Source organism: Actinotalea solisilvae (assembly GCF_016464425.1).
Taxonomy (GTDB): Bacteria; Actinomycetota; Actinomycetes; order Actinomycetales; family Cellulomonadaceae; genus Actinotalea; species Actinotalea solisilvae.
Window position 1 is genome coordinate 61036 of the sequence record NZ_JADDKQ010000015.1, and the last position, 15892, is coordinate 76927.

Sequence of the window (15892 nt, forward strand, 5' to 3'; positions counted from 1 at the left end):
TCCCGCCCCGGTGCGGGGCGGGACCGTCCGCGGCGGCGGTCAGGCCTCGACGAGCGAGCGCAGCACGTACTGCAGGATGCCGCCGTTGCGGTAGTAGTCGGCCTCGCCGGGCGTGTCGATCCGGACGACCGCCTCGATCTCGGTGACGGAGCCGTCGGCCTTCGTCGCCCGGACCGTGAGCGTCCGCGGCGTGGTGCCCTCGTTGAGCGCCGTGACGCCCGCGATGTCGAACGTCTCGGTGCCGTCGAGGCCGAGCGAGTCGGCCGTCTCCCCCGCCGGGAACTGCAGCGGCAGGACGCCCATCCCGATGAGGTTCGACCGGTGGATCCGCTCGAAGCTCTCCGCGATGACGGCGCGCACGCCGAGGAGGCGCGTGCCCTTGGCCGCCCAGTCGCGCGACGAGCCCGAGCCGTACTCCTTGCCGCCGAGGATGACGAGCGGCACGCCGGCCTCCGCGTAGGCCTGCGCCGCGTCGTAGATCGTCGTCTGCTCGCCCGTGAGGTGGTTCACGGTGAAGCCGCCCTCGACGCCCGGCACCAGCTGGTTGCGCAGCCGGATGTTGGCGAACGTGCCGCGGATCATGACCTCGTGGTTCCCGCGGCGCGAGCCGTAGGAGTTGAAGTCGCGCCGCTCGACGCCGTGCTCCGCCAGGTAGGCGCCCGCCGGGCTGTCGGCCTTGATCGAGCCGGCCGGCGAGATGTGGTCGGTCGTCACGGAGTCGCCGAGCTTGGCGAGCACGCGGGCGCCCGCGATGTCCTCGACGGGCTCGGGCGTCGCGCCCATGCCCTCGAAGTACGGGGGCTTGCGCACGTAGGTCGACTGCGGGTCCCACGCGAAGGTGCTGCCCTCGGGCGTCGGCAGCGAGCGCCAGCGCTCGTCGCCCGCGAACACGTCGGCGTAGTCGGCCGTGAACATGTCGCGGTCGATCGACGAGTCGATGGTCGCCTGGACCTCCGCCGGCGCCGGCCAGATGTCCCGCAGGAACACCGGCTCGCCCTGCTCCGTGGTGCCGAGCGGCTCGTTCTCGAAGTCGAAGTCCATCGTCCCCGCGAGCGCGTAGGCGATGACCAGCGGCGGCGATGCGAGGTAGTTCATCTTCACGTCGGGGTTGATGCGGCCCTCGAAGTTCCGGTTGCCGGAGAGGACGGAGACGACCGACAGGTCGTGCTCGTTGACGGCCTGCGAGACCTCGTCGGGCAGCGGGCCCGAGTTGCCGATGCACGTCGCGCAGCCGTACCCGACGAGGTGGAAGCCGAGCTTCTCGAGGTAGGGCCACAGCCCCGCCTTCTCGTAGTAGTCGGTGACGACCTTGGAGCCCGGCGCCATCGACGTCTTGACCCACGGCTTGGCGGTCAGGCCGTGGGCGACGGCGTTCTTCGCGAGCAGCGCGGCCGCGAGCATGACCGACGGGTTGGACGTGTTGGTGCACGACGTGATCGACGCGATGACGACGGCGCCGTGGTCGAGCTCGGTCTCGGTGCCGTCGGCGAGCGTCACGGGCACGCGCTTGTGCGGGCGGCGCGCGCTGTCGCCGTGCGCGGGGTGGGTCGGCTTGTCGGAGCCGTCCGCGTGCTCGCCGGCGGCGATGGGGTCGGACGCCGGGAACGTCTCGGCCACCGACTCGTCGAGGCCCGTGAAGGCCGCGCGGGCGGCGTCGTCGACGTAGTCGAGGATGCTCGTCGCGAAGGACTCCTTGGCGTCCGTGAGCTCGATCCGGTCCTGCGGGCGCTTGGGCCCGGCGATCGACGGCACGACGGTCGAGAGGTCCAGCTCGAGGTACTCGGAGAAGACCGGCTCGACCGACGGGTCGTGCCACAGGCCCTGCTCCTTGGCGTACGCCTCGACGAGCGCGACCTGGTCGTCGCTGCGGCCCGTGAGCCGCAGGTAGTCGAGCGTGACGTCGTCGATCGGGAAGATCGCGCAGGTCGAGCCGAACTCCGGGCTCATGTTGCCGATCGTCGCGCGGTTCGCGAGCGGGACCTGGGCGACGCCGTCGCCGTAGAACTCGACGAACTTGCCCACGACGCCATGCTGGCGCAGCTGCTCGGTGATGGTCAGCACGACGTCGGTCGCGGTCACGCCGGGCGGGATGGCGCCCGAGAGCTTGAAGCCCACGACGCGCGGGATGAGCATCGACACGGGCTGGCCGAGCATCGCGGCCTCGGCCTCGATGCCGCCCACGCCCCAGCCGAGCACGCCGAGGCCGTTGACCATCGTCGTGTGCGAGTCGGTGCCCACGCACGTGTCGGGGTAGGCGCGCAGGACGCCCCCGACCTCGCGCGTCATCACGACGCGGGCCAGGTACTCGATGTTGACCTGGTGCACGATGCCGGTGCCGGGCGGGACCACCTTGAAGTCGTCGAACGCCGTCTGGCCCCAGCGCAGGAACTGGTAGCGCTCGAAGTTGCGCTGGTACTCGAGCTCGACGTTGCGCTCGAAGGCGTCGCGTCGCCCCGCGACGTCGATCTGGACCGAGTGGTCGATGACGAGCTCGGCGGGCGCCAGGGGGTTGATGCGGGCCGGGTCGCCGCCCAGCTCGGCGACGGCCTCGCGCATCGTGGCGAGGTCGACGACGCACGGCACGCCCGTGAAGTCCTGCATGACCACGCGACCGGGCGTGAACTGGATCTCGGTGCTCGGCTCGGCCGCCGGGTCCCACGACGCGAACGCGCGCACGTGGTCGGCCGTGATGTTGGCGCCGTCCTCGGTGCGCAGGAGGTTCTCCGCGAGCACCTTGAGGCTGTACGGGAGGCGCTCGAGGCCCGGCACCGCCGCGAGGCGGTAGATCTCGTACGAGGCTCCCCCGACCTCCAGGGTGCCCTGGGACCCGAACGTGTCGACGCTGCTCACGGTGCGCTCCTTCGTGGTTCTTCCCCCGCGGGACGGCGTTCGCCGGCAGGGGTTGCGGCGGGTCGTGGACCCGGCCGCGGACGTCCGCAGACCTCTCCGGGCAGGCTATCCGCCGTCGCGCCCGCGAGATATCTCGACATCAAGATATCTTAGCGGTCGCCTCACGTCCGGTCGAGCACCGCCACGCACTCGACGTGGTGCGTCATCGGGAACAGGTCGAGCGCGCGCAGCCCGCCGAGCGCGTACCCGTGGTCGGCGAGGTAGGCCACGTCGCGCGCGAGCGCGGCGGGGTCGCACGCGACGTACACCACCCGCTCGGCGCCGAGCGCGGCGATGCGGCCGACGACGTCGCGTCCGGCGCCCACGCGCGGCGGGTCGAGCACCACGACGTCGGCGCGCGCGACGGCACCGGCCTCGAGCACCTCGGCGACGCCGCCCTCGTGCAGGTCGACCTGGGGGTGCTCGTGGACGTTGCGCCGCGCGTCCCGCACGGCCCGGGGGTCGCCCTCGACCGCCACGACGCGTCCGCGCTCGCCCACGACGTGCGCGAGCGGCAGGGTCAGGAGCCCCGCGCCCGAGTACAGGTCCACGACGGTCCCGCCGGCCCGCTCGCCGACCGCGTCGACGACGGCGTTCGCGAGCACCGTCGGCGCCGAGCGGTGGACCTGCCAGAAGCCGTCGCCGGCGACGCGCCACGCGAGGTGGCGGCCCGCGACCTCGGCACGCTCGCGCACCGCGGTGCGCGCGTTGGGGCGCCGGTCCGGCCCTTTGTCGCCCCACGGCACGCCGTCGACCAGCACGAGCGGGCGGTCGCCGCCGACCGGTGCGACCGCGGTGATCCGGGCGCCCGGGGGCCAGCGCCGGCTGAACAGGCCCAGCTCGCGCAGCGCACCCACGGCCAGGGGCATGTCCTCGAGCGCGGCGACGTCGTGCGAGCGCGTGCGGTGCATGCCGGCCCGGCCGTCGTGGTCGGCCACGAGCTCGATCCGGGTGCGCCAGCCCCAGCCGGGGGCGTCCCCCACGTCGTCGCCCGGGGCCGGCTCGACGACGACGTCCCGCTCGACGTGCGCGAGCCGGCGCAGCTGCTCGGCGACGACGTCGGCCTTCCACCGTCGCTGCGCGGGCAGCGCGACGTGCTGGAGGTCCGCGCCGCCGACGCCGCCCGGGCCGGCGTCGGGCCACGCGAGCGGGACCCGGTCGGGGCTCGCCTCGAGCACCTCCACCGCGTCGGCGCGCCAGAAGCGCGCGCCCTCCCGCGCGTCCGTGAGCCGGGCCAGGACGCGCTCGCCGGGCAGCGAGTGCCGCACGAACACGACGCGGCCCTCGTGCCGCGCGACGCAGATGCCACCGTGCGCGACGGCGCCGACCTCGAGCTCGACGACCTCGCCGTCGTGCTCGCCGGGCGCGGGGCCGCGGCGCGGCGCGGGACGGCCGGGACGCGAGGGTCGAGCGGCACCCTCGGGCGCCGCCGGCCGGGCCGGACGCGAGGGGCGCACCGGTCCGCCCGGGCGACCGCGGCGACGCCGGTCGGGACGGCCGCCGCCCTCGCCCGCGGTCACGGCTTGCCCTTGAGCTGCGCCGCGGCCGCGACGGACGACTCGAGCTGCCACGGCACGGACGCCACGACGACGCCCGGGGTAAAGAGCAGACGGCCCTTGAGGCGCAGCGCGCTCTGGTTGTGCAAGAGGTGCTCCCACCAGTGGCCCACGACGTACTCGGGGATGTAGACGACGACGAGGTCCCGCGGGCTCTCCCGCCGGATGGACTTCACGTAGCCGAGGATCGGGCGGGTGATCTCGCGGAAGGGCGAGTCCAGCACCTTGAGGGCGACGGGCAGCTCGAGCCGCTCCCACTGCTCGCGCATCGCCTCGACGTCCTGCGGGTCGACGCTCACCGTGACGGCCTCGAGCACCGAGGGGCGCGACGCCCGCGCGTAGGCGATCGCGCGCATCGTGGGCTTGTGCAGCCGCGAGACGAGGACGATGGCGTGCACGCGGCTCGGCAGCGCGCGCGCCGCGGCCGGGTCGTCGCCGAGCGCCAGCTCCTCGTGCACGGCGTCGTAGTGCCGCCGGATCGCCTGCATGAGGGCGTAGACGACGGCCATGGCGAGGATCGCGATCCAGGCGCCGCGCGTGAACTTGGTGATGAGCACGACGACGAGCACGGTGCCGGTGAGGGCGAGCCCGATGGCGTTGATGGTGCGCGAGCGGACCATGCGCACGCGGGCCCGCGCGTCGTGCTCGGTGCGCAGCTCCCGGTTCCAGTGCCGCACCATGCCGAGCTGGCTCAGGGTGAACGAGACGAACACGCCGACGATGTACAGCTGGATGAGCCGCGTGACCTGCGCGTCGAACGCCCAGATGAGGACGATGGCGCCCGCGGCCAGCGTGAGGATGCCGTTGGAGAAGGCCAGGCGGTCCCCGCGCGTGTGCAGCTGGCGCGGCAGGAACCCGTCGCGCGCGAGGATCGAGCCGAGCACGGGGAAGCCGTTGAACGCCGTGTTCGCCGCGAGCACGAGGATGAGGCCCGTCACGGCGGCGATGAAGACGATCACCGGCGTCATCCCGGCGAACACCGTCTCCGACAGCTGGACGATCACGGGGTGCTGGACGTACTCCTCGCCCACGGGCACGCCGTCGCGCAGCAGCTGCTCGGCCGGGAACTCGACGTAGTGCACCTCGGTCGCCCGCGCGAGCAGCAGGATCGACATGATGAAGAACGTCGACAGGCAGCCCAGCATGAGGAGCGTCGTGGCGGCGTTGCGGCTCTTCGGCTTCCGGAACGCCGGCACGCCGTTGCTGATCGCCTCGACGCCGGTGAGCGCCGCGCTGCCGGACGCGAACGCCCGCAGGACGAGCAGCGCCCCGCCCAGGCCCATGAGGCCCTGCTCGTACCCCGACTCGGCGAGCACCTCGAGCTCGGAGGTCTCGGCCAGCGGCAGCGTCCCGGCGAAGAAGCGCACGGCACCGACGACGGCGATCGCGCCGAGCGCGGCCATGAACAGGTAGGTCGGGATCGCGAACGCGGTCCCCGACTCCTTCACGCCACGCAGGTTGATGAGCGCGAGCAGGAGCACGACGGCCACCGCGACGATCACCTCGTGGCCGCGCAGCGCCGGGATGGCCGACGCCGCGTACTGGGCGCCCGAGGAGATGGACACCGCCACCGTGAGCACGTAGTCGACGAGCAGCGCGCTCGCGACGGAGACGCCCGCGCGCGGCCCGAGGTTGACCGTCGCGACCTCGTAGTCGCCGCCGCCCGAGGGGTAGGCGTGGACGTTCTGCCGGTACGACGTCACGACCACGACGAGCACGAGCACGACGGCGAGGCCGACCCACGGCGACAGCAGGGTCGCGCCGAGGCCCGCGATCGCGAGCGTCAGCAGGATCTCGTCGGGGGCGTACGCGACGGACGACAGCGCGTCCGACGCGAACACCGGCAGCGCGATGCGCTTCGGCAGGAGGGTGTGGCCGAGCCGGTCGCTGCGGACCGGCCGTCCGAGCAACAGTCGCTTTGCGGCATCCGCGACATCCGACACGAGGCACCATGCTAGGCCCCGCCCACGACACCGACGCGCGCACGAGGCTGTAGCGTCAGCCCCTGTGCACTTCGTCATCATGGGCTGCGGCCGGGTCGGTGCGACCCTCGCCCAGTCGCTCGAGGGACGCGGCCACTCCGTCGCCGTGATCGACCAGAACCCGGACGCGTTCCGGCGGCTGGACCAGGGCTTCTCGGGCAAGCGGGTCACGGGCCTCGGCTTCGACCGCCAGACGCTCGTCCAGGCCGGCGTCGAGGACGCCTACGCGTTCGCGGCCGTCTCGGACGGCGACAACTCGAACATCCTCGCGGCGCGCGTCGTGCGCGAGACCTACGGGGTCGGCAACGTCGTGGCGCGGATCTACGACCCCCACCGGGCGGAGATCTACCAGCGCCTCGGCATCCCGACCGTCGCGACGGTCCGCTGGACCGCCGACCAGGTGCTGCGCCGCATGCTCCCGATGGGCGCGACGGACGAGTACCGCGACGCGTCCGGCCAGGTGCTCATGGCCCAGATGGACGTCCACCCCGGCTGGGTGGGGCGCCCGCTCACGCAGCTCGAGGCCGCGACCGGCGCGCGCATCGCCTACCTCACCCGGTACGGCGACGGCGTGCTGCCCGGGCCCACCTCGGTGCTCCAGGAGAACGACGTCGTCCACGTGCTCGTCATGGCCACCGACCTCGCCAAGGTCGAGCGGACCCTGACGCGCGTTCCCCCGGAGGTGGAGTGATGAGGGTCGTCATCGCCGGTGCCGGCTCGGTCGGCCGGTCCATCGCGACCGAGCTCATCGCGGCCGAGCACGAGGTCACGCTCATCGACAAGCAGCCGTCGGCGATGCGTGTCGCGTCCGTGGCGGACGCCGAGTGGCTGCTCGCCGACGCGTGCGAGCTGTCGACGCTCACGCAGGCGAAGGCCGACGAGTGCGACGTCATCGTCGCCGCGACCGGTGACGACAAGGTCAACCTCGTCGTGTCCCTGCTCGCCAAGACCGAGTACGGGGTGCCCCGCACGGTCGCGCGTGTCAACAACCCGAAGAACGAGTGGATGTTCGACGAGGCGTGGGGTGTCGACGTCGCCGTCTCGACGCCGCGCATCATGACCGCGATGGTCGAGGAGGCCGTCGCCGTCGGCGACCTCGTCAAGATCTTCACGTTCCACCAGTCGGGCGCCGACATCCTCGAGGTCACGCTGCCCGAGGAGTCGCCGCTCGTCGGCGTGCGCGTCGGTCAGGTCGTCTGGCCGCCCGACACGGTCCTGGCCGCCGTCGTGCGCGGCACGACGCCGATCGCCCCGAGCCCCGACGACACGCTCGAGGCCCGCGACGAGCTGCTCATCGTGGCGGGGTCGGACGCGGACCTGGACGAGCTCCACGCGCTCCTGGTGAGCCGACCAGAAGCCACGTGACCCACAGGGCGAGCGCGAACAGCGGCACGCCCATGACGAGCTTGGCCGTCCCGAGCCAGCCGACCGCGTCGGTCCCCTGGAGGTAGAGCGGGACCTGGACGGCGAGGCGCGCGCCGAAGAGCGCGACCCACAGCCACGTGGCCCAGACGTACCGGCGCCGCAGCGGGGCCGCGTCGGGGTCCGTCCGCCACGACATGTCCTGGCCCCGCACGAGGCTCACGACGACGCCGACGGCCGGCCACCGCGCGAGGATCGAGACGAGCGCGCCCAGGCACCAGGCGACGTTGACCCACAGGCCCCACGCGAAGTAGTCCTCCGCGTCGCCCGTGCGCCAGGCCCAGAAGACGCCGATCGCGACGCCGATCGCGCCCGAGAACGCCTGGGTCGCGGGCGTGCGCTGCACGAGCCGCACGACGACGGCGACCGCGGTGAGCGCGAGGGCCGCGACGAGCGCCGGCACGAGCTCGCGGGTCGCCACGAACACCACGACGAACACGAGCGCGGGCAGCGTCGACTCGACGAGGCCGCGGACCCCGCCGACGGCGGCGCTGAAGGAGAAGTCGTCCTCTCCGAGCACGCGCACGCCCCGGGCAGGCTGCTGCGCGGGTCCGCCCACCGCGGCGTCGTCCACCGCGGCGCCGTCGACCGCAGGGTCGTCGAGCGCGGGGTCGTGCGCGGGGTGGTCACTCACCGGGACGCGGGACGAGCTCGTAGCGCGGGTTGAACATGGTCCGTCGACCGGACTGCACGCACACCAGGCCCTCGACCCGCACGCGACGCCCGGGCTCGACGCCCGCGATGCTGCGGCGGCCGAGCCACACGAGCTGGATGCTGCCGCTGCCGTCGTAGAGCTCGGCCTCGAGCGCGGGCACGGTGGTGCGCGGTCGCAGCGTCACGCTGCGCAGCACGCCCGAGACCTGCGCGCGGCGCCGGTCCTCGAGCTCGTCGACCGCGGAGCAGCCGCGCCGCAGCGTCTCCTTGCGCTCCTCGACGGCCTCGATCTCGGCCTGGGAGGCCACGAGGCCCCGCAGCGCGCTCCGCAGCCGCCCGGCGCCCTCGGCGGGGCGCGGACGGGTGGGACGGTCGACGACCATCAGTGCACCTCGGTGATCTCGGGGCCGCGGGTCAGGGGGTCGAGCGGGGGTGCCGTCACGGCCCCGGGGACGGTGGGCAGCACGGGCGAGCGCTGGCCGGGCATGGACAGCGGCAGCAGGTCGCGCGGCACGCGCGGCTCCGAGCCGCGCACGACGACGACGTCGGCGAACACGTCCTCGAGGTCGGTCGCCTCCTGGGGCTCGACCGCGGCGCGGCCCGTGACGACGCCGCGCAGGAACCAGCGCGGACCGTCGTGGCCGATGAAGCGCGCCGGCCGGTGACCCGTACGGCCCTCGGCCGTGCGGACCGGCAGCCGTGCGAGCAGCTCGCGGCCGAACGGCCCGGGGACGTCGTCGGCCGAGCCACCCTGCTTCGCGACGGACTCGGCGATCTCGGCGCGGATGTCGTCCCACACGCCCTCGGTGCGCGGGGCGGCGAAGACCTGGAGCTGGAGCGCCGAGCCGCGCAGCGACACGGCCGCGGCGCTGACGATCTTCGAGGTCTTCTCGATCTCCATGCGCAGCTCCATGCCGTCGCGCCCGGGCAGCCAGAGCGCGCCGAGGTCGATCCGGCGGCCGCGCTCGGCGACCTCGCTCACGTCCCAGGGCCCGCGCTCGCGGGTGGTCGCTCCCCCGGCGTCGACCGGGGCGTCGAGGTCGTCGGCGACCTCCGGCTCCACGTCGGACCGCTTGCCCCGCCGGAACACACCCACGCGAACTGCCTCCATCTGACCGAGTGCTGTCACCTCCGACACTAGACGCCGGACGCGGCGGCTCCTACTCGGCGGCTACGCCGTCCGCGGACGCCGCGCGGTGCCCGCCGGTCGAGCCGAACCCGTTCGCGCCGCGGTGCGACCCGGGCAGGCGCTCGGCGCGCACGAACCGCGCGCGGCCGACGCGCTGCACGACGAGCTGTGCGATCCGGTCGCCGCGGTGCAGGCGCACGGGTGTGGTCGCGTCCGTGTTGAGCAGCGTCACCTGGATCTCGCCGCGGTAGCCGGCGTCGACGGTGCCCGGCGCGTTGACGATCGTCACCCCGTGGTCGCGCGCGAGCCCCGAGCGCGGGTGGACGAAGGCCGCCCAGCCGTCGGGCAGCGCGATGCTCACGCCGGTCGGCACGGTCGCCCGGCCGAGGGGCGGCAGCTCGACGTCGACGCGCGCCACGAGGTCCGCGCCCGCGTCACCCGGATGGGCGTAGGCCGGCTCGGGAAGGTCCGGGTCGAGCATCACGAGCAGCACCTCGACGGCGCCCTGCTGAGGGTCCACGGCGCCCGACCCTAGCGCGGCCTGGGAGGATGGGGGCATGGCGCCCTCCCCCCGCCCCGACGGGTCCTACCGCGAGCGGCTGTGGCCGGGACCGCTGGGCTGGTCGTTCGTCGTCGGCTTCGCGGTGCTCGTGCTCATCGCGCTCCTGCCCGTGCGCGTCGACGTCGCCGTCGTCGCGGCGCTCGTCTCGCTCGTGGTCGCGCTCGTCGTCGCGGTGCGCACGAGCGCGAGGGTCGAGGTCGCCGACGGCGAGCTCCGCGCGGGGGCCGCGCACATCCCGGTCACCCTCCTCGGCGCCGGGTCGGTCCTCGACCGGGCAGGCGTCCGGGCGCGCCTCGGCCCCGGGTCCGACGCCCGCACGTTCGCGTGCCTGCGCTCCTGGATCCCCGGGGCCGTGGAGGTCGTCGTCGACGACCCGCAGGACCCGACCCCCGCGTGGCTCGTGTCCACGCGGCGGCCGGCGGCCCTGCTCGCCGCCGTCGAGGCGGCGCGTCGATCAGGTCAGGCAGCGCACTCCGAGCAGATCGGCTGACCGTTCTTCTCGCTCGCCAGCTGGCTGCGGTGGTGGACCAGGAAGCAGCTCGAGCACGTGAACTCGTCGGCCTGGCGCGGCAGCACCCGGACGGAGAGCTCCTCGCCCGACAGGTCGGCGCCCGGGAGCTCGAAGCCCTCGGCAGCCTCCGTCTCGTCCTCGTCGACGACACCGGAGTTCTTGTCGGAACGGCGGGCCTGCAGCTCCTGGAGCGAGTCCTCGGAGAGGTCTTCCTCGGTCTTGCGAGGGGCGTCGTAATCGGTTGCCATCAGGCGTTCCACACTCCGTGTCGCTCTCGCGCCGCGCGGTCGCGCCGGCGCCGGTACGTACTCAATGCACGACGCACGCCGGTTGTTCCCGGAGCCGCTCGGCGAGGGGATTGTGCCCTATCCGGGCGCCCGGCGCGACCAGCGCGGGGCCTGCCCTCGCACCGGGAGCGACGCAGGTCACAGGGTGATCTCGGAACCCGCGCGGCTGATCACGGAACCCGCGCGACGAGGCCTCCTCCGCGGTGCCGGATGCGCCCGCCTCAGGGGGCGTCGTCGTCCGCGTCGAGCTCCTCGAGCAGCGCCACGAGCGTCGCCACCGTCGCGGCCGGGCCGGCGACCGTCATGGCCGTGCCGGCGGCGGCGCCGCGGAGCCCTGTGACGACCGCGCCCGCCTCCTGCGCCACGAGCGAGGCAGCGGCCAGGTCCCACGGCGCGAGCCCGCGCTCGAAGTAGGCGTCGAGCCCGCCGTTCGCGAGCGTGCACAGGTCCATGGCCGCCGACCCGATGCGGCGGATGTCGCGCACCCGGGGCAGCAGGGCCGCCACGACGCGCCCCTGCGCGCGGCGGCGCTCGACCGTGTACCCGAACCCCGTCCCGACGAGCGAGGCCGCGAGCGGCGCGGGCGGGTTGACCGCGAGCCGCTCGCCGTCGAGGAACGCGCCGCCTCCGCGCACCGCGGTCCACGTCCGGCCGTCGGCGACGGCGTGCACGCACGCCGCCTGGACGGTCCACTCGCCGGGGACGGGCGGCCCCGTCACGGCCGCGACGCTCACCGCGTACGCCGGGATGCCGTAGAGGTAGTTGACCGTGCCGTCGATCGGGTCCACGACCCACGTCACCCCGGTCGTCCCCGCGGCGTGCCCCTCCTCCTCGCCGAGGATCCCGTCGTCCGGGCGCTCCTCGTGGAGCACGCGCCGCAGCAGGGCCTCGGACGCGAGGTCCATCGCGGTGACGACGTCGATGGGGCTCGTCTTGGTCGCGGCGACGTCGACGCGGCGCGGGCGCCCGTCGCGCACGAGCGCGCCCGCCTCGCGCGCGAGGCGTTCGGCGAGGGCGCCGAGCCGCGCGAGCTCGTCGGCGGGCAGGTCCTGGGGTGCGAGGCTCACCCCGCCATCCTCTCCCGGCGCGGCCCCCGTCCGGGCCGCCGGGCGGCACACCGGGCCGCCTCCACGCGGACGCGTCCGGCAGGTGGCAGGCTCGGTCCGGGAGGTGCCATGAGCGAGCTGCGACTGGTGGGACTGCACGACGACGGCGAGCACGTCGTCCTGGAAGGGCCCGACGGCCAGCGCTTCTCCCTGCCGATCGACGACGCCCTGCGCGCCGCGGTCCGCCGGGACCGGCCGCAGCTGGAGCAGGTGCGGGCCGAGCAGCGCGGCGTCGTGCCGCCCCGCGAGATCCAGGCGCGGATCCGGGCGGGCGCGACGGCCGACGAGGTCGCCGAGGAGTCCGGGATGCCGGTCGCCATGGTGCGCCGCTACGAGGGGCCCGTCCTCGCCGAGCGCGAGCACGTCGCGACCCAGGCGCGCGGCACGCGCATCGGCCACGACCCGGGTGCGCCGGTGCTCGGTGACCTGGTGACCGACCGCCTCGCGACCCGCGGCGTCGACGGCACGTCGCTGCGCTGGGACGCCTTCCGGGGTGGCGCCGGGCCGTGGACGGTCGAGGTCGCCTTCGACGCCGCGGGCGCGACGCGCTCGGCGCGGTGGACCTTCGAGACCGCCACCCGCACGCTGCGCGCCGTCGACGACGAGGCGCGGTGGCTGTCGGAGACCGAGCTCGCAGAGGGGCCCATCCCCCGCCGGCACCTCGCCGCCGTCCCGGGCGGCGTGTTCGACGTCGAGGTGGACGCGGCCCTGCGCCCGCTCCTCGCCTCCGTCGACCTCCCGGCCGACCCGCCGGCCCAGCCCGCGCCCGACGCGACGCAGGCCCTGCTCGACGACCTCAGCGACCGGCGCGGCGTCCGCCAGCCCGTCGCCGCGGACGGGGACGACGACGCGGACGACGACGGCGAGGAGTTCGAGGGCTTCGGCCCCCAGCACGCGTTCGACTTCGACCACCCCGGTGCCACCACGTCCGGCCCCGTGCCCGCGGCGCACCCGCCGGCCTCGCGACCGGACCTCGCGACCGACGCGCAGGTCCTCGAGCTCCCCGCCGGAGCCCGGCGCACCGCATCCGCCGGGTCGTCCGCCGGGGCCGACGGCGCGTCCGGTGCCACCGCGCCCGACGAGGCCACCGACACCGCCGACGTCACCGACACCGCCGAGGCCGCGGAGGACGTCCCGCCACCCCTGGCGCGCCGCGTCCGGCGGGGGCGCGCGAGCGTGCCCAGCTGGGACGAGATCGTCTTCGGCGCCAAGCCGGAGTAGCCGCTCGGGACGGCGCCCCTCAGGCGCGCCGGGCTCCTCAGGACCGCGTGGAGCCGAGCGCCTCGAGCGGGAGCGTGTCCGGGGCCGTCGCGGTCGCGCGGGCCGCCGCGCTCGTCATCCGCCGCAGGTGGTGGCGCCGGCACAGGACCTCGTACGCGACCGTCGGCGCGCGGCGCGCCTCACCGTCGGCCGAGGGCCGGTTCGTGTCGCCCACGACGACCTGCTCGCCCTCGACGACCATCACCCCGTCGACCGTGCGCGCGTTGTGCGTCGCGCGGGCTCCGCACCAGCACAGGGACTGGACCTGGAGCACCTCGACGCGGTCCGCGAGCTCGATGAGCCGCGCGGAGCCGGGGAACAGGCGCGTGCGGAAGTCGGCGGTGATGCCGAAGGCGAACACGTCGACGCCGAGCTCGTCGACCAGCTGGGCGAGCTGCTCGACCTGCTGCGGCGAGTAGAACTGCGCCTCGTCGCACACCACGTAGTCGACGCGCTCGCCCCGGCTGCGCCGCTGGACGACGTCGTCCCAGAAGTCTGTGGTGTCGTGCACCTCGACCGCGGCGTGCCGCAGGCCGAGGCGCGAGGAGAGGACGTCCGTCCCGGCGCGGTCGTCGCGTGTGTAGACGACCCCGCCACGCCCGCGCGCCGCGTGGTTGTGGTCGAGCTGCAGCGCGAGCGTGGACTTGCCGCAGTCCATGGTCCCGCTGAAGAAGACGAGCTCCGCCATGAGTCCTCCGTCATCCGGTCACGAGCAGGGGGACGAGCATCTCCCCGGGGGTGAACGAGCCGTGCATCCCGCGCAGCGTGAGCGAGTGGGGCGTCTGGGTGCGCGAGTCGACGACGCCCGCCCGGTCCCGCGCCGCCACGACGAGGTCGCCCAGCAGGGGCAGCACGTGGTCGGCGACCGGCCCGAACCACCCGGCGTCGACGGCCTCGTCGCGCAGCGCGACGAGCGCCTCGTCGCCGAGGGTCGCGCGCCAGCGCTCCGCGACCGCGTCCGCGGTGCCCGGACGCACGTGGACGTGGCACGCGCGAGGCTCCCCGGCGACGAGCACGACGTCGCGTGCGAGCGCGGGCGTGGTCGCGACGTCGACGAGCCGGGCGTGGTCGACGTCGACCATGCCGTGGTCCGCCGTGACGAGGAGGAGCGTGCCCGCGGGCAGGCCGCGCGCGAGCCGGCCCAGCTCGCGGTCGGCCTCGCCGAGGGCGTCGCCCCAGGCCGAGGACCGCCAGCCGTGCTGGTGCCCCGCCTTGTCGACGTCGCCCCAGTAGAGGTAGACGAGGCCGGGTGCGGAGAGCTCGTAGAGCGCGGCGTCGACCCGGTCGGCGAGGGACTCGGCCCGGACGTAGGACGCGCCGCGCAGCGCGGCCTCGGTGAGCCCGGACCCCGCGAACGAGGCCGGTCCGACCGACGTGACGGCGGCGCCCGCCGCGGTCAGTCCCGCGAAGACCGTCGGCTCCCGCTGCCAGAGGGACGCGTCGCCCGCGCCGTCCCACGAGACGAGGTTCGCGAGGCCCCCGTGCTCGGGGTTGCGCGCGGTGTAGCCCACGAGCCCCGTGCGGCCGGGGCCGCGGCCGGTGCCGAAGACGCCCATCGACGCGGCCGTCGTCGAGGGGTAGCCGACGGTGAGCGTCGTGGTCGCGGCGGCCCGGCCGCGCAGGAAGGGCGCGTGCCCGGCCCGCTCGGTGAGCATCTCCTGGCCCAGCCCGTCGACGAGCACGACGCACACGCGCGAGGCCGCCGGCAGCGCGAGCCGCGCCCGGGCCGCCTCCGCGCCCGCGGGCAGCGGCGCGGGGTCGAGGCCGAGCGCCGCGCAGACCGCCGCGGCCGCGCCGGGCAGCACCGCGTCGAGGCAGCGGCCGCCGTAGTCCGGCCGGACGAACCCGGCCCGCGCGAAGGCGTCGGTGACCGGGCTCAGGGCGTCCGCGGTCACGGGCGAGGCGCGCCGGCCTGGGCGCTGGCCGCCGAGAGCGCGCGCGCGAACGCGACCGCCGCCCGCACGGCCTCGGCGCCCTCGGCCTGCGCGGACACGCGCACGACGACGTCGTCGGGCGAGCTGGTGCCCGTGAGGCCGTGGTCGGCGTCGCAGCTGGGGTCGCCGCAGGTCGCGGGCTCGAGGTCGATCCGCCGGACCGCGCCCCAGCCCAGCGCGAGCGTGAGCTCGGCGGGCACGGCGCCCGGGGTGTGCCGCTCGGGGACGGGCACCACGTGCGTGAGGGACACCGTGTGCAGGTGCGCGAGGGGGACGGACTCGGTCGTCGCGGACGCGCTCGCCGAGGGGTGCTCGGCGTCGGCGGGGTGGTCGTCGACGTGCGCGAGGACCAGGCGCGTGGGCGTGAGGACGAGCACCGTCACGTGGCGGCGCACCTCGGCGGAGTCGAACGTCGTCTCGGGGTGCACGAGGTGGCCGAGCACCTCCTCGCCCGCCAGGGCGACGTCGAGGACGTCCCCCACGAGCTCGGGGTAGTAGCCCGCGTGGTGCAGGCTGCGGCGCAGGTCGGTCGTGGTTCCGGGCATCTGCACATCCTCCCACCGATCACGACCGGACCCGTCTGATCCCCAGGCCGGTCCG

Annotated in this window: 16 protein-coding genes; 4 read left to right on the forward strand and 12 right to left on the reverse strand. The window is 74.9% G+C overall.

Going from position 1 to position 15892, the window contains the following annotated elements:
* Positions 1-39: 39 nt before the first annotated feature.
* The 3 genes from JIG38_RS12820 to JIG38_RS12830 form a co-directional block, all read right to left on the reverse strand.
* Positions 40-2850 (reverse strand): aconitate hydratase, encoded by a 2811-nt coding sequence (locus JIG38_RS12820; protein WP_199424209.1) that lies wholly within the window; start codon positions 2848-2850, stop codon positions 40-42.
* Between the two features lie 161 nt (positions 2851-3011).
* On the reverse strand, positions 3012-4409 hold the full coding sequence (locus tag JIG38_RS12825; RefSeq protein ID WP_443592158.1) for a class I SAM-dependent RNA methyltransferase: 1398 nt from the start codon (positions 4407-4409) through the stop codon (positions 3012-3014).
* The gene (locus tag JIG38_RS12830) at positions 4406-6388 is read right to left on the reverse strand and encodes an APC family permease (protein ID WP_199424210.1); all 1983 of its coding nucleotides are present in this window, start codon (positions 6386-6388) and stop codon (positions 4406-4408) included. The genes JIG38_RS12825 and JIG38_RS12830 overlap by 4 nt, the downstream gene beginning before the upstream one ends.
* A 79-nt stretch (positions 6389-6467) precedes the next feature.
* On the opposite strand from JIG38_RS12830, the gene JIG38_RS12835 reads away from it, so the two are divergent.
* Together JIG38_RS12835 and JIG38_RS12840 are read left to right on the forward strand one after the other, a co-directional pair.
* The gene (locus tag JIG38_RS12835; protein ID WP_233404959.1) at positions 6468-7118 is read left to right on the forward strand and encodes a potassium channel family protein; all 651 of its coding nucleotides are present in this window, start codon (positions 6468-6470) and stop codon (positions 7116-7118) included.
* The gene (locus JIG38_RS12840; RefSeq protein ID WP_199424212.1) at positions 7118-7792 is read left to right on the forward strand and encodes a potassium channel family protein; all 675 of its coding nucleotides are present in this window, start codon (positions 7118-7120) and stop codon (positions 7790-7792) included. The genes JIG38_RS12835 and JIG38_RS12840 overlap by 1 nt, the downstream gene beginning before the upstream one ends.
* Here the strand turns inward: JIG38_RS12840 and JIG38_RS12845 are convergent.
* From JIG38_RS12845 to dut, 4 genes are read right to left on the reverse strand one after another with little or no spacing between them, the layout of a single operon-like run.
* Positions 7719-8483, reverse strand: a complete 765-nt coding sequence (locus tag JIG38_RS12845) for a DUF3159 domain-containing protein (protein WP_307844896.1) — start codon at positions 8481-8483, stop codon at positions 7719-7721. The two genes, JIG38_RS12840 and JIG38_RS12845, sit on opposite strands and share 74 nt — an antisense overlap.
* Complete coding sequence (locus JIG38_RS12850; RefSeq protein WP_199424213.1) at positions 8476-8886, reverse strand: OB-fold nucleic acid binding domain-containing protein; 411 nt, start codon at positions 8884-8886, stop codon at positions 8476-8478. The genes JIG38_RS12845 and JIG38_RS12850 overlap by 8 nt, the downstream gene beginning before the upstream one ends.
* On the reverse strand, positions 8886-9632 hold the full coding sequence (locus JIG38_RS12855; protein WP_307844897.1) for a DUF3710 domain-containing protein: 747 nt from the start codon (positions 9630-9632) through the stop codon (positions 8886-8888). The genes JIG38_RS12850 and JIG38_RS12855 overlap by 1 nt, the downstream gene beginning before the upstream one ends.
* Before the next feature lie 31 nt (positions 9633-9663).
* The gene (dut, locus tag JIG38_RS12860; RefSeq protein ID WP_199424214.1) at positions 9664-10191 is read right to left on the reverse strand and encodes a dUTP diphosphatase; all 528 of its coding nucleotides are present in this window, start codon (positions 10189-10191) and stop codon (positions 9664-9666) included.
* Between dut and JIG38_RS12865 the strand changes: the two genes are divergently transcribed.
* Positions 10190-10684 (forward strand): DUF3093 domain-containing protein, encoded by a 495-nt coding sequence (locus JIG38_RS12865; protein WP_199424215.1) that lies wholly within the window; start codon positions 10190-10192, stop codon positions 10682-10684. The two genes, dut and JIG38_RS12865, sit on opposite strands and share 2 nt — an antisense overlap.
* Here JIG38_RS12865 and JIG38_RS12870 read toward each other — a convergent pair.
* Both JIG38_RS12870 and JIG38_RS12875 read right to left on the reverse strand, forming a co-directional pair.
* Positions 10654-10953 (reverse strand): DUF4193 domain-containing protein, encoded by a 300-nt coding sequence (locus tag JIG38_RS12870; protein WP_199424216.1) that lies wholly within the window; start codon positions 10951-10953, stop codon positions 10654-10656. The two genes, JIG38_RS12865 and JIG38_RS12870, sit on opposite strands and share 31 nt — an antisense overlap.
* A gap of 260 nt (positions 10954-11213) precedes the next feature.
* Positions 11214-12059, reverse strand: a complete 846-nt coding sequence (locus tag JIG38_RS12875; RefSeq protein ID WP_199424217.1) for an inositol monophosphatase family protein — start codon at positions 12057-12059, stop codon at positions 11214-11216.
* 108 nt (positions 12060-12167) lie between these two features.
* On the opposite strand from JIG38_RS12875, the gene sepH reads away from it, so the two are divergent.
* Entirely contained in the window at positions 12168-13319 is a 1152-nt protein-coding gene (sepH, locus tag JIG38_RS12880; RefSeq protein WP_199424218.1) for a septation protein SepH, read from the forward strand.
* 37 nt (positions 13320-13356) lie between these two features.
* Here sepH and JIG38_RS12885 read toward each other — a convergent pair whose 3' ends face one another.
* Genes JIG38_RS12885 through JIG38_RS12895 form a run of 3 tightly spaced genes read right to left on the reverse strand, consistent with a single transcriptional unit; the run spans position 13357 to position 15837 of the window.
* Positions 13357-14046 carry a thymidine kinase gene (locus JIG38_RS12885; protein WP_199424219.1) on the reverse strand — a complete coding sequence of 230 codons (690 nt, stop codon included), beginning with the start codon at positions 14044-14046 and terminating at the stop codon, positions 13357-13359.
* Between the two features lie 10 nt (positions 14047-14056).
* Positions 14057-15253: an alkaline phosphatase family protein gene (locus JIG38_RS12890; protein WP_307844899.1), complete on the reverse strand. Its 1197-nt coding sequence runs from the start codon at positions 15251-15253 to the stop codon at positions 14057-14059.
* Positions 15250-15837, reverse strand: coding sequence for a DUF5998 family protein (locus JIG38_RS12895; RefSeq protein ID WP_199424220.1), 588 nt, complete (start codon positions 15835-15837; stop codon positions 15250-15252). Before JIG38_RS12895 ends, JIG38_RS12890 begins: the two co-directional genes overlap by 4 nt.
* Between the last annotated feature and the right edge of the window lie 55 nt (positions 15838-15892).